The sequence below is a fragment of the Klebsiella sp. PK18 genome, assembly GCF_057784655.1.
Genome location: NZ_CM173493.1, coordinates 3,080,825 through 3,093,390 on the forward strand (window position 1 = coordinate 3,080,825; position 12,566 = coordinate 3,093,390).

Annotated in this window: 11 protein-coding genes; all 11 read right to left on the bottom strand. The window is 59.6% G+C overall.

The genetic code is table 11. The annotated features are described in order from the left end of the window. Positions 1–14: 14 nt before the first annotated feature. The 11 genes from AC3EMD_RS15130 to hcp all read right to left on the bottom strand — a co-directional run bounded on the left by AC3EMD_RS15130 (position 15) and on the right by hcp (position 12,566). Positions 15–2,456: a T6SS phospholipase effector Tle1-like catalytic domain-containing protein gene (locus tag AC3EMD_RS15130; protein ID WP_040968429.1), complete on the bottom strand. Its 2,442-nt coding sequence runs from the start codon at positions 2,454–2,456 to the stop codon at positions 15–17. Then, positions 2,444–2,974: a T6SS immunity phospholipase A1-binding lipoprotein Tli1-KP gene (gene tli1 / locus AC3EMD_RS15135; RefSeq protein ID WP_040968428.1), complete on the bottom strand. Its 531-nt coding sequence runs from the start codon at positions 2,972–2,974 to the stop codon at positions 2,444–2,446. The genes AC3EMD_RS15130 and tli1 (AC3EMD_RS15135) overlap by 13 nt, the downstream gene beginning before the upstream one ends. Before the next feature lie 68 nt (positions 2,975–3,042). Continuing rightward, on the bottom strand, positions 3,043–3,573 hold the full coding sequence (tli1, locus tag AC3EMD_RS15140; RefSeq protein ID WP_047666445.1) for a T6SS immunity phospholipase A1-binding lipoprotein Tli1-KP: 531 nt from the start codon (positions 3,571–3,573) through the stop codon (positions 3,043–3,045). A gap of 67 nt (positions 3,574–3,640) precedes the next feature. Then, on the bottom strand, positions 3,641–4,153 hold the full coding sequence (gene tli1 / locus AC3EMD_RS15145; protein ID WP_012968406.1) for a T6SS immunity phospholipase A1-binding lipoprotein Tli1-KP: 513 nt from the start codon (positions 4,151–4,153) through the stop codon (positions 3,641–3,643). A gap of 67 nt (positions 4,154–4,220) precedes the next feature. Next, the gene (gene tli1 / locus AC3EMD_RS15150) at positions 4,221–4,748 is read right to left on the bottom strand and encodes a T6SS immunity phospholipase A1-binding lipoprotein Tli1-KP (protein WP_012541977.1); all 528 of its coding nucleotides are present in this window, start codon (positions 4,746–4,748) and stop codon (positions 4,221–4,223) included. A gap of 67 nt (positions 4,749–4,815) precedes the next feature. Continuing rightward, positions 4,816–5,346 carry a T6SS immunity phospholipase A1-binding lipoprotein Tli1-KP gene (gene tli1 / locus AC3EMD_RS15155; RefSeq protein WP_302073576.1) on the bottom strand — a complete coding sequence of 177 codons (531 nt, stop codon included), beginning with the start codon at positions 5,344–5,346 and terminating at the stop codon, positions 4,816–4,818. Positions 5,347–5,413: 67 nt separating this feature from the next. Beyond that, positions 5,414–5,941, bottom strand: coding sequence for a T6SS immunity phospholipase A1-binding lipoprotein Tli1-KP (gene tli1 / locus AC3EMD_RS15160; protein WP_012541977.1), 528 nt, complete (start codon positions 5,939–5,941; stop codon positions 5,414–5,416). Between the two features lie 63 nt (positions 5,942–6,004). Then, positions 6,005–6,784 (bottom strand): toxin Tle1 chaperone Tla1, encoded by a 780-nt coding sequence (tla1, locus tag AC3EMD_RS15165; RefSeq protein WP_012541978.1) that lies wholly within the window; start codon positions 6,782–6,784, stop codon positions 6,005–6,007. After that, positions 6,785–9,154, bottom strand: a complete 2,370-nt coding sequence (locus AC3EMD_RS15170; RefSeq protein WP_025713200.1) for a type VI secretion system Vgr family protein — start codon at positions 9,152–9,154, stop codon at positions 6,785–6,787. A gap of 1 nt (position 9,155) precedes the next feature. Then, positions 9,156–11,810 (bottom strand): type VI secretion system ATPase TssH, encoded by a 2,655-nt coding sequence (gene tssH / locus AC3EMD_RS15175; RefSeq protein WP_302073577.1) that lies wholly within the window; start codon positions 11,808–11,810, stop codon positions 9,156–9,158. Between the two features lie 264 nt (positions 11,811–12,074). Beyond that, positions 12,075–12,566 carry a type VI secretion system effector Hcp gene (gene hcp / locus AC3EMD_RS15180; protein WP_002902160.1) on the bottom strand — a complete coding sequence of 164 codons (492 nt, stop codon included), beginning with the start codon at positions 12,564–12,566 and terminating at the stop codon, positions 12,075–12,077.

A 12,566-nucleotide genomic window follows, 5' to 3' on the forward strand; every position in this document is an offset into this window, starting at 1 on the left:
CTCCTTATCCGCGTTCAGACCGTTGTCGTCAGAACGTCCTCCAGCCAGCTGGCCGGCAGCGCGGCTTGCCCCCGCGCCAGCTGCTCTTCCGCTTTCCGCGCCTTTTGCTGTGCGACAACGGTTCCCGGCTCGTGGGTAAATGCCCGCAGCTGCGCCCCTCCGGGCAGCTCCGGCAGCGCTTCCCCGGTTATCTTGTCCAGCACCGCCACCTCCAGCGAGCGCACGGCGCCTGTCGCGGCCAGCCCGGCCAGCTTGCCGGTCAGGCGCTTTTGCCGGAAACTGAGCACGACACCCGCGGTCACGGTCGCAAAACCCACCAGGTCTCCGGCGAGCACCAGCGGCGAGAGCGGTTTACTGCAGCGCTCGCTGAAGTAAATCATCCGGTAGCGGAAGTAGCCGGTCCACATCTCGCGCGTGCCGAGCGCGGCATACATAAACCAGGCGCGTGAATCATGCACCTGATCATCAAACAGCGCCCTCACCAGCCCGGCAGGCTGCTCCGCGTTGCTGGCCTCGCCGGCATCGGGAAAGAGGACGGCCACCCGGGCCTCTCCGTCACGCTTCATGCGCCGGTATTCCTGCGCTTCATCATCGGTATTGAGGACGAAAATCACCGGCTGCAGCACGGTATCCAGCACCAGCTGCGCCAGGTTATCCGGAATACGGTAACCGTCGTGGTAATCCTTTCCGAACTCCTTCGCCGCGTCGAACAGCTGGGTTTGATCCATCTTTGGGTCAAAATCCTTCACGCCCGGCTGCAGAACCAGCTCATCCATCCTGTCAGGAGGCTGGTTTGCTATCTGGTTCTGGCGAGCCCTGAGCACCGCCGCCTGTTTTTCATCACGAACCTCTTCTGCCGCCTTACGCGCGGCAGGCAGCGCGTCGGTATTCGTGGCGCGCTGATAGAAGGGCGTTTTCAGCATCGAGCCTCTGGCATAGCGGTCGATGCGCCAGGCGGTGATCCAGGCCATCTGCTCAGCAATGACGGTTTCCAGACTGCCGCCGGCGGCAGGTGGTTCGTAGTGAGAGGTTGCTTCGGGATTGAACGTTTTCGGCGTGGTTTGACCCAGAGTGAGTTCGCGCCAGGCGTTGAAGCGGTTGACTAGTTTTTCATTAATTCCGTATTGCTCAATAAGTTCAGGATGCATAGCACGCCATGCATCTTTTTTAAGATCGACAGGCAGCGTGTCAACAGGAACTTTCAGAGGGGCCCCAGCCTGGAAGCTGGCAGAGTAAAGATCATTTAAAACTATCTGCGAAAGCAATAGACGGTCATCACTACCATTCGCTTTCCCCTGATCCCCCGGCGGATATCCTCCACCAATATCCGAGTGCATCCCCGGGTAAACCACCTCTCTGGCACAGGGCGGGTATTTGCCGTTTGCCCGCCGCACCGAGTCCAGCGGAAAGCAGAGACGCTGCTCATGCCCGGAGACCAGGTGAACACATTTTTTTATCAGCCCGCCATAGGTTTCATCATCCGGCAGCTCCATCGTGCCGTCTGCCCAGGACATATGCCCGTCGGCAACCGGCACCACATGCGCCACCCCGACGGAGGCCACCGTATCCAGCAGCCCGAGAAACTCCACGCTGACGGGCAGCTGCATCCCGCCTGTCTGCAGGCACTGCGGCGGTTTTTCACCTTCCGCCGCCGGCGGGGGCAGCAGTTCGCTCAGCCAGCGCACAAAGGTGCGCGCCGCTGCCGCGCCGCGGGAAAAACCATAGACATACAGCTTGATGCCTGTCAGTTTCGGCTTGCCCGGCTCAGGCTGAATCAGCATCGGCATCAGTTTCGGGGCAAGACCATTCAGCAAGCGAGTGAACTCTTCATAGCGGTTATGGCTGCCGCCAAACCACAGCCGGTTCCAGCTGGTGCTCATTTCTTTCAGTGAACGACGACTCTCTGCGGTGGTCAGCCATTTTTCGGTGGCACTAAACATCAGCACATCGATTATGCGCAGCAGCGCCCAGTTAATCCGATCCTCCCCCTTAACTGCCCCCACCAGACCCATGGTGGAATAGTCCGGGTCATTCACTTCCGGGAAGGGGGTGCCCACGCCGGGCATATAGAATTTAAAATATTTCCCGTCTCCCCCGCCGTCATCATCAAACAGCTTGCTCTGATCGTCAGACGGCACCCCGCCAGCCGTTCCCGTTCCAATAGTCGCCCGAAACAGCCGGGCGATATTGGTCGGATGTTTCGGCTTCGCGATAAAAAAGTCATGATTTAAGTTATTGCCGGTACCGTCGAAAAACAGACTGATGTGCAGCGTCTTGCAGCACGGCGGCTCCACGCGCCGTCCGGCAGCCAGGCACAGTTCCTGGTGATAGCGCCGCTCGTCGCTGTTCTGCTGATGGCAGTTCTGCCCAACCTGCAGCGCCCGGCCCGGCAGACGTCCCTGCGGCGGAAACGGCGGCGGGACCCAGGCGGCATGAATTTCGGTTATTTCGGACATACGGCAGGCTCCTTCATCCTGACGGGCTCTTTTATCGGATAGTTCGCATTTCTCGGTGACCAGCAGCTGGTGGTCACCTTCACGTCATCGCAGGGTAAAAAGTGCACCGTAATGCCGCACACATCCTGGCCGTTATAGTCGGGCAGCGGAACGGTTTTGCTGTGCTGCCTCTTTTGGGCATCAATCCCTTTTTTCCAGGCAAGGTATTTCGCCTCATCAGCAAACCCCGGGAAACCCGCGGATGAACCCTGCCCGGTTTCCCATTCAACGCGCACCGTCATACCCGGCGTCCAGCGGGCGGGCACGCTGAAGCAGCAGCCGCCTCCGCCCCCCTGAAACGGGCCTATTGAATCGATGCCCGACTGGCCATTGATACTGAAGTGGTTGATTGCCCATTTTGTGTGGTTGATGGCTTTTATTGTTCCACCACCGCCGCCTCCGGCCTGTGCGGCAGGCTGCGCGCAGCCGGTTAACAGCAGCAGACCCGCCAGCAGCGGGCTGATTAATGCAAATTTCATCGGACTCTCCCTGTCGGTTTGAGGGTGATTAAGTGAGGGTGATGCCAGCCTGAATAAACGAAGGCGAGCTACTTCGGACAGACGGCCGGCTCCTTCATCCTGACGGGCTCTTTTATCGGATAGTTCACATTTCTCGGTGACCAGCAGCTGGTAGTCACCTTCACGTCATCGCAGGGTAAAAAGTGCACCGTAATGCCGCACACATCCTGGCCGTTATAGTCAGGCAGCGGAACGGTTTTGCTGTGCTGACGGCTTTGGGCCTTCATTTTCTTAACCCAGGCAAGGTACTTTTCATCATTACCAAAGCCAGGGGAACCTTCTGTATCACCCACCCCGGTTTCCCAGTCAACGCGCACCGTCATACCCGGCGTCCAGCGGGCGGGCACGCTGAAGCAGCAGCCGCCACCGCCGCCCTGGAACGGGCCTATAATGTCGATGCCCGACTGGCCATTGATACTGAAGTGGTTAATTGCCCATTTTGTGTGGTTGATGGCTTTTATTGTTCCGCCACCGCCGCCTCCGGCCTGTGCGGCAGGCTGTGCGCAGCCGGTTAACAGCAGCAGACCCGCCAGCAGCGGGCTGATTAATGCAGATTTCATCGGACTCTCCCTGTCGGGTGAGGGTAATGAAGGGATGGTGATGTCACCCCGGGGAAACGAAGGCGTGCTACTTCGGACATACGGCGGGCTCTTTTATCGGATAGTTCACATTTCTCGGTGACCAGCAGCTGGTGGTCACCTTCACGTCATCGCAGGGTAAAAAGTGCACCGTAATGCCGCACACATCCTGGCCGTTATAGTCGGGCAACGGGACGGTTTTACTGTGCTGCCGATTCTGAGAGCTCATTTTTTTCTCCCAGGCTTTATATTTTTCGTAATCAGCAAATCCAGGAAAGCCTTCAGTCGATGCCTCACCACTTTCCCAGTCAACGCGCACCGTCATACCCGGCGTCCAGCGGGCGGGCACGCTGAAGCAGCAGCCACCGCCGCCACCCTGAAACGGGCCTATAATGTCGATCCCCGACTGGCCATTGACACTGAAGTGGTTAATTGCCCATTTTGTGTGGTTGATGGCTTTTATTGTGCCGCCACCGCCGCCTCCGGCCTGTGCGGCTGGCTGTGCACAGCCCGTTAACAGCAGCAGACCCGCCAGCAGCGGGCTGATTAATGCAGATTTCATCGGACTCTCCCTGTCGGGTGAGGGTAATGAAGGGATGGTGATGTCACCCCGGGGAAACGAAGGCGTGCTACTTCGGACATACGGCGGGCTCCTTCATCCTGACGGGCTCTTTTATCGGGTAGTTCGCATTTCTCGGTGACCAGCAGCTGGTGGTCACCTTCACGTCATCGCAGGGTAAAAAGTGCACCGTAATGCCGCACACATCCTGGCCGTTATAGTCGGGCAACGGGACGGTTTTACTGTGCTGACGGTTCTGAGAGCTCATTTTTTTCTCCCAGACTTTATATTTTTCGTAATCAGCAAATCCAGGAAAGCCTTCAGTCGATGCCTCACCACTTTCCCAGTCAACGCGCACCGTCATACCCGGCGTCCAGCGGGCGGGCACGCTGAAGCAGCAGCCGCCTCCGCCTCCCTGAAACGGACCTATAATGTCGATGCCCGACTGGCCATTGATACTGAAGTGGTTAATTGCCCATTTTGTGTGGTTGATGGCGTCAATGGTGCCACCGCCGCCTCCGGCCTGTGCGGCTGGCTGTGCACAGCCGGTTAACAGCAGCAGACCCGCCAGCAGCGGGCTGATTAATGCAGATTTCATCGGACTCTCCCTGTCGGGTGAGGGTAATGAAGGGATGGTGATGTCACCCCGGGGAAACGAAGGCGTGCTACTTCGGACATACGGCGGGCGCCTTCATCCTGACGGGCTCTTTTATCGGATAGTTCGCATTTCTCGGTGACCAGCAGCTGGTGGTCACCTTCACGTCATCGCAGGCTAAAAAGTGCACCGTAATGCCGCACACATCCTGGCCGTTATAGTCAGGTAGCGGGACGGTTTGGCTGTGCTGCCTCTTTTGGGCATCAATCCCTTTTTTCCAGGCCTTGTATTTTTCCCTGTCGGCAAATCCAGGAAAACCTTTAGAACCACCAACGCCTGATTCCCAGTCAACGCGCACCGTCATACCCGGCGTCCAGCGGGCGGGCACGCTGAAGCAGCAGCCGCCTCCGCCGCCCTGAAACGGGCCTATAATGTCGATCCCCGACTGGCCGTTGACACTGAAGTGGTTGATCGCCCATTTTGTGTGGTTGATGGCTTTTATTGTTCCGCCACCGCCGCCTCCGGCCTGTGCGGCAGGCTGTGCACAGCCGGTTAACAGCAGCAGACCCGCCAGCAGCGGGCTGATTAATGCAGATTTCATCGGACTCTCCCTGTCGGGTGAGGGTAATGAAGGGATGGTGATGTCACCCCGGGGAAACGAAGGCGTGCTACTTCGGACATACGGCGGGCTCCTTCATCCTGACGGGCTCTTTTATCGGGTAGTTCGCATTTCTCGGTGACCAGCAGCTGGTGGTCACCTTCACGTCATCGCAGGGTAAAAAGTGCACCGTAATGCCGCACACATCCTGGCCGTTATAGTCGGGCAACGGGACGGTTTTACTGTGCTGACGGTTCTGAGAGCTCATTTTTTTCTCCCAGACTTTATATTTTTCGTAATCAGCAAATCCAGGAAAGCCTTCAGTCGATGCCTCACCACTTTCCCAGTCAACGCGCACCGTCATACCCGGCGTCCAGCGGGCGGGCACGCTGAAGCAGCAGCCGCCTCCGCCTCCCTGAAACGGACCTATAATGTCGATGCCCGACTGGCCATTGATACTGAAGTGGTTAATTGCCCATTTTGTGTGGTTGATGGCGTCAATGGTGCCACCGCCGCCTCCGGCCTGTGCGGCTGGCTGTGCACAGCCGGTTAACAGCAGCAGACCCGCCAGCAGCGGGCTGATTAATGCAGATTTCATCGGACTCTCCCTGTCGGTTTGAGGGTAATGAAGAGAGGGGTGTACTCAGCCAGACCAGGCTTTTCATTCTGAAGGTCTCTCACTGGTTTTTACGTCCGCAAACCACTTCTTCATTACCCAGTCTTCACGAGCGTCATCCAGAAGAAGACCCTGGCGTGTCGCCTCCACCATGCCCTGGTAACAGGCCGAAAACAGTGACTGTCTTGAGTCAAACATGCCCGCAGGCGGAGCACAGTGCGACAACATGACGATGACATCGCTGATACACATCAGATGCTCAAGCTGGCGATCGCTGAGTTCTATTTTGGGCGCATTTTCATCGCGTTCCGGCGGGAGACCACTGCCTTTGATGCCTTTCGCCTGGCCGTCAAAATCCTGCCACGCCCAGAACAGGGCCGGACGCATCAATGGCTCTTGCTGCTCTTCACTGAGAATGTGTGTAAACAACAGCGGAAATACCCGGGTATCGTAAAAGCGTAAAATTCCGCTGCGCCCTTCCTGCAGAATATCCATACACTGCGTGAGCCAGTTCGCCAGCGCCGAAAAGGGCCAGTATGTGCAGAACAGGAGCAGCGGCGCCTGGATGGCAAGTTGCTGGCTGATATCCTGTAACCAGCGCATTTGCTCATGATCATCAAGCGTAAAGCGCGCCACCAGCGGAGCATCATCGACAATAAATGCTTCCGGAAGTCCATGAAAAAGCGACTGCCACTCAACTGACAGCGAATTCAGCGCCGGAATAACGGAAAAATCCACCCCCGCCTGATCGATAATGACATGCAGATAATCCGTTTCGAAAGCCCGACAGGTTCCGGCGACCTCTTCAATCCATTGTCTGGTCATCTATGCCTCCCGCGGCACGAAGCCCTGCGCCAGCGCCTGGGCTTTTTTAAGGCACTCTTTACACACCGATGCCGGTAGCTCAGGCAAGGGAAACGCCTCGCTGACCGGCCCCTGCAAATCATGCTGTCCCTTAAGGCTAATCACCCCCGGTCCGTGGATCTGTACCTCTCCCTGCGGGGTAAGACGGATATATGCGCCGCCGCAACCCAGGGTGATGCCATTTTTAGCCGTCAACTGCAGATGCCCCTGGGTTGACTGGACGGTGATATCTTTTAGCGCGGTCAGCGACAGAATCTCGCCGTGCGACTCTACTTCCAGCGGACCTTTGGCGGAGACCAGCCTCATCCCCTCCTGTTGCGCCAGCAGTGAAATAGCCTGGCTGGCATTCAGAGAACAGCGCTGTGCCGTGGTGATGTTGACCTCCCCCAGGCTCTGCAGATACAGCCCGTTACCGCTGTGCAGAAGGGTTGTTTCCGGCGTGACTGCGGCAATCCCCTGCGGGGCCGACATCAGCAATGTCGGCTGTTTAAGATCGCTGGTGCCTGTGGTCAGTGCGCTTAATGGGCCGGTGTCTGGGATAACATTATGATGGGTTTGCGTAATGCTTCCCCATTCCGTGACCTGATTCACCGCACCTTTCAGCAAACTGACCGCCGGCTCCATCGCCAGCACCTGCCCCCGGGCCTTCGCCTGTCCGTCCGCGCTGATAAAAATACCCTTCTGTGCCCGGATAGCTCCCCAGCTGTCGGTTCTTAGCTCAAAACCGTCCCCGCGCTGCTGCTTTTCAGCATCCACGAGATGGCCGAGGTTCAGCTGGCTCTTGCCGCCATACTCCGTCGACACCTTGATATGTTCTTTCCCGCGCTCATCGTCGAGGCGGATTTTGTTGTTGGCCGGGGTGCGCAGAACGTTGCGTTTGTCATTGCGGATGGTGACGTGGTCGCCGTGCGCCGAGTCGTGCAGCACGCCCGCGATATACGGCCGGTCAGGGTTACCATCCTCAAAGCCAATCGCCACCTCCGTCCCCGCCAGCAGCGGCAGGTGCAGGCCGTAAGTGTCTCCGGCATACGGTCGCGACTGACGGACCCACAGACTCTCGAACCCGGTTTCCCAGCGCGCCCGGTCAAACAGCATATTCACCCGGTAGCGCCCGTGTTTATCGATATGCCCGTAGGTGTCGTTTTCCCGGGTGCTGGTCACGCGGGCCGGCAGCGTCCCGGCCATCACCGGACGCGCACCTGGCTCAGGCCGGTAGCCGACGTCCGGGCTGTCCGGTATGCCGGCAAACTCCACCGCAAAGTCGGCATCGCGCCGGGCATGGCTGTGCATCGCCGTGACGAGCACGCCATGAGCAAACTCCCCGGCCACCTCCTCTCCGCCGGTGACCTTCAGCACCTGCCCCGGGCAGAGCGTCGGGCAGCTGGTGATGGCCTGCATCCGGGTCTGGCCGTTAAGATAACGCTCATGACGAAGGCGGGCGTAAAACGCCCCGGACTCCGGCGCCGGATGGCGGTCATGGACATTCCCCGCGGTCAGGTAGTTATCTCCCCAGTGGTAAGCCTCACCAAAGGTGGTCGTCTCCCCGCGGGTGACATCCACCTGCGCGTTCATGTCCGCCGTCGCCTCGCGGTAGTTGTAGTCGCGGGTACTGACCTGCTGCTCCACGACGCGGTGGCGGCATGCCATCTCCCACACCGCGTCCACCCCGGCCGACTGCTGCCCTGACGGCGGGACCGAAGGCAACGTCAGCCCCTTCTCATAGCCCTGCTGACTGTCGCAGAACTCAGCGACGTCGATGTGCAGCCGCGTGTCGGCGGAAAAGCGAAACCAGATCCCCACCTCACCCAGCAGCCGGGTGATAAAGCGCAGGTCATCCTCGCCGTACTGCATCACCTGCTCGCGGCGCGGATACGTTTTTGTCAGCGAGAACAGAAAATCCTGACCGCGCAGGCCGTGGCGCTCGCGGAGGATTTTTTCCACAATCTGCGGAACGGACTGGTCCTGGTAAATGGCGTTCTGGTGCGAGCGGTTAAGCAGCGCCAGGCGCGGCTGAAGCGTCAGCGCGTAGTGCGTTTCATCCCTGGAGGTACTGAGCCGTTCAAACCCCGTCACCACGCCCTGGATCACCCGCACGGGTTGCTGAACATTGATGCCGAAGCCCTGAGCCACCGGCGCCTGCAGCGTCAGGGAGGCTGCCTTCATCAGCATCATCTCTTTGCTGATGGCATGGTCTGCGCTGGTGAATTCGATACGGTAGCGGAACGGCTGGCTCAGGGCTTCATCGCCCTCAAACGCCAGCACATCAAGCCCGGCTTCACATCCCTTCACCGAAAGCAGGTGGTGGTTGTGGCTGAACAACAACGATTTCACGCTACTCATCGGATATTGTCCCCTCGTCAAACGCCATCACGACGCCTTCCTCTTCGTGATACCCCAGCGTCACCTGGCGCGGTTTCTGCCCCGCCGCCATATGGCTCAATAGCTGCTGACTCAGCGCCGGCAGGATCTGCTGATTCAGCAGACTGTCGACGTTGCGGGCGCCGGTGTCCGGCAGCAGGCAGGCCTCGGTCAGCGCGTCGAACAGGCTCTCGCTGAGGGTGGTGGTGATTCCGTAATGGCAAGCCAGACGCTGACTTACCTGCCCGAGCTTCATGCCGACAATGGCGCGCAGCGCTCCCGCTGGCAGCGGACGGTAAATCACCGTCTGGAAGCGGGCCAGCAGCGCCGGCTGGAAGTGGCCGCGCAGTACCGGGCGCAGCAGCTCGTGCAGGTCTGATTCGCTGGCCTCCGGCTGTTCATCCAGCAACTGCATCAGGAGGTCGCTTCCGAGGTTGGCGGTCATCAGGATCACGGTGTTGCGAAAGTCGATTTCACGCCCCTCGCCGTCGCGCATTACCCCCCGGTCGAAGACCTGGTAGAACAGGTTCATCACATCGCGATGAGCCTTTTCCACCTCATCGAGCAGCACCACGCTGTAGGGGCGTTTGCGCACCGCCTCGGTCAGGATCCCGCCCTGGCCGTAGCCGACGTAGCCGGGCGGAGAACCCTTCAGCTGGCTGACGGTGTGCGGCTCCTGGTACTCGGAGAGATTGATGGTGATCAGCGCTTTCTCGCCGCCGAACAGCGCATCGGCCAGGGCGAGCGCCGTTTCCGTTTTGCCGGTGCCGCTCGGCCCGACCAGCAGGAACACCCCCTGCGGACCGTTCTCCGGCGTCAGGCCGGTTTTCGCGGCGCGCAGGCGCCGGGCAATAGCGCTCAGGGCCGCCTCCTGGCCAACCACCCGTTTGCCGAGACTCTCTTCCAGACTCAGCAGCTCCGTCTGCTCATCTTTCATTAGCAAGGAGAGCGGCACGCCGGTCCAGTCGGCAATCACCGTCGCCACGGTGCGGACGTCGACGTCCAGCCCGAGCAGCGGATTGCCCTGTTGGACGGCAATAAGCGCGTTTTGCAGGTCGTTAATTTCCGCCTGGCGGGAGATATCGCGGCGACAGGCCAGCAGCGCCTCCGTCAGCTGCAGCTCCTGACCATACTGAGTTTCAAGGGTATCCAGCGCCAGAATAAGGCGGATCTCCTCCTGCTCAATGGCCGCCAGCCGTTCGCCGCGGGCGCTGTTGCCCAGCGCAATATCTTCCAGCAGCGCCTGTTTCTCCATCGCCAGCGCGGTGAGCTGCGCCTTCATGCGGGTCAGCGGCTCAGGCACGGTATCCAAACTCATGCGCAGGCGGGCGGAAGCGGTGTCGAGTAAATCCACTGCCTTGTCCGGCAGCTGGCGACCGGTGAGGTAGCGTCGTGACAGCGTCACGGCGGCGCGCACCGCATCATCCGTGATATGCACGCCGTGGTGGTCGGCATAGCGGGACTTCAGGCCGCGCAGCATCAGGCAGGCGGTGTCGTCGTCCGGCTCATCCACCTTGACCATCTGAAAGCGGCGCTCCAGCGCGGCGTCGCGCTCGAAGTACTGCTTGTATTCAGACCAGGTGGTGGCGGCGATGGTCCGCAGCTCGCCCCGGGCCAGCGCCGGCTTCAGCAGGTTGGCGGCATCCGCGCCGCCCGCCTGATTACCCGCGCCGATGATCGTGTGCGCCTCGTCGATAAACAGCAGCACCGGCGAAGGCGACTGCTGTACCGCCTCAATGATATTTTTCAGCCGCTGCTCGAACTCGCCTTTGACCCCGGCGCCGGCCTGCAGCAGACCGAGGTCGAGGGTGCGCACCGACACCGGCTTCAGCGCGTCGGGGACGTTGCCTTCGGCAATGCGCAACGCCAGGCCTTCCACCAGAGCGGTCTTGCCCACGCCCGGCTCGCCAACGAGGATCGGGTTGTTTTTTCGCCGACGGGAGAGAATATCCACCATCTGGCGGATTTCCGTGTCGCGTCCAAACACCGGGTCAATCTGGCCGTCTCTGGCTTTGGCGGTGACGTCGAGAGTGAATTTGTCCAGCGCGTTCTGCAGCGCCGGGTTGAGCCCATCCGCATTCAGTTCACCGCTCGCAGGACGCCCCACAAATTCCACGTCCCCGCCATGGGGCTGCGCCAGGGCCGCTTCCTGCTGCGCTGGCGGACGTTCGTCGGACTGGGCATCCAGCAAGGGGCGCAGGCGTTCCAGCTGACGCTGGCCCAGCGTTAACAGCGGCCACAGGCCATCGCACTGGATCAGATTCTGTTTTTCAACCAGCGCCATCAGCAGGTGAACACTGCGGATCTGCGCTTCGCCGCTGAGCGAGGCAATCAGCCAGGCCTCCTGCATCAGCCTCAGGGTATGGTCAGAGAGCTGGGGACGATGACGTACCGAGCGCGGCTGTTTATCCAGCCAGCTCAGCAGATCCTGCCACAGCGCATCCATATCCCATTCATAGCGCCGCGCCAGCACCGTCAGATCGCCTTCCCCCTGTTCCAGCAGTTTAAGCAGCCAGTGCTCGGGCAGGATCTCGGCATGCGCCCGGGTCTGGCACAGGGAGGCCGCCCCCTCCATTGCGCGGGCACAGCAGGGATTAAGACGGCGTAACAGGCTGGCTGGATTTTCCATGAGATCCTCTCTTATTGGTTCCGGACACGCTACCGCCCGTCGCTGTTCCCGAACAGGAACCCACAGCGCACAGGGTCAGGCAGGCAGATTGTGTTTTTCTTTGCTGAGAACCCGTATCTCAGGCGCTCAGCAAAAAACGGCGGGCAGAGAAACGCTGCCCGCATCAGGCGATCGCCCGCAAAAATCCCCGGTCGCAGCGATAACGATGCGGCCGGGATGAGCGAACGTCGCCTGCGCGCCAGCGGCGCGAAATATGACGGGCAATTACGCTGTGGCGCGTTCGTTCCAGCTATCGGAGTGAATGATGTTGCCGTCTTTATAGGTCCAGGTGATCTTCTCGTAGCGCAGCTCAATCTGTTCCAGATGGTTGTGCTTCTCGTAGGCAGGGTTTTTGATGTCGTGCATCAGGGGATTCACTTTCACCACCTTGACGTTCTCAAGTTTGGTATTGAAATACTCCACTTCCTGGCCGGCATCGTTGATTCTGTACCACTTGAACTCAGCGGATTTCAGGGTCTGGCCGGTGGTCACTGCTTTGTACAGGTAGGGGCTGGAGGAGTCGATCTCCTTGGTGAACAGGAACGGCGTATGGATACGCGTGCCGGTCAGTTTGCCGGTGTTGTTATCGGTCGGGATGTACAGGTTGTGCTCCTGGGCCACCACTTCGATACTGCCTTCACGATCCTGAACGTCGACAGACCCTTTAATGTCCGCGCCGCCGTCGTCTTTCAGCCAAAGATAAACAGGAATTGCCAT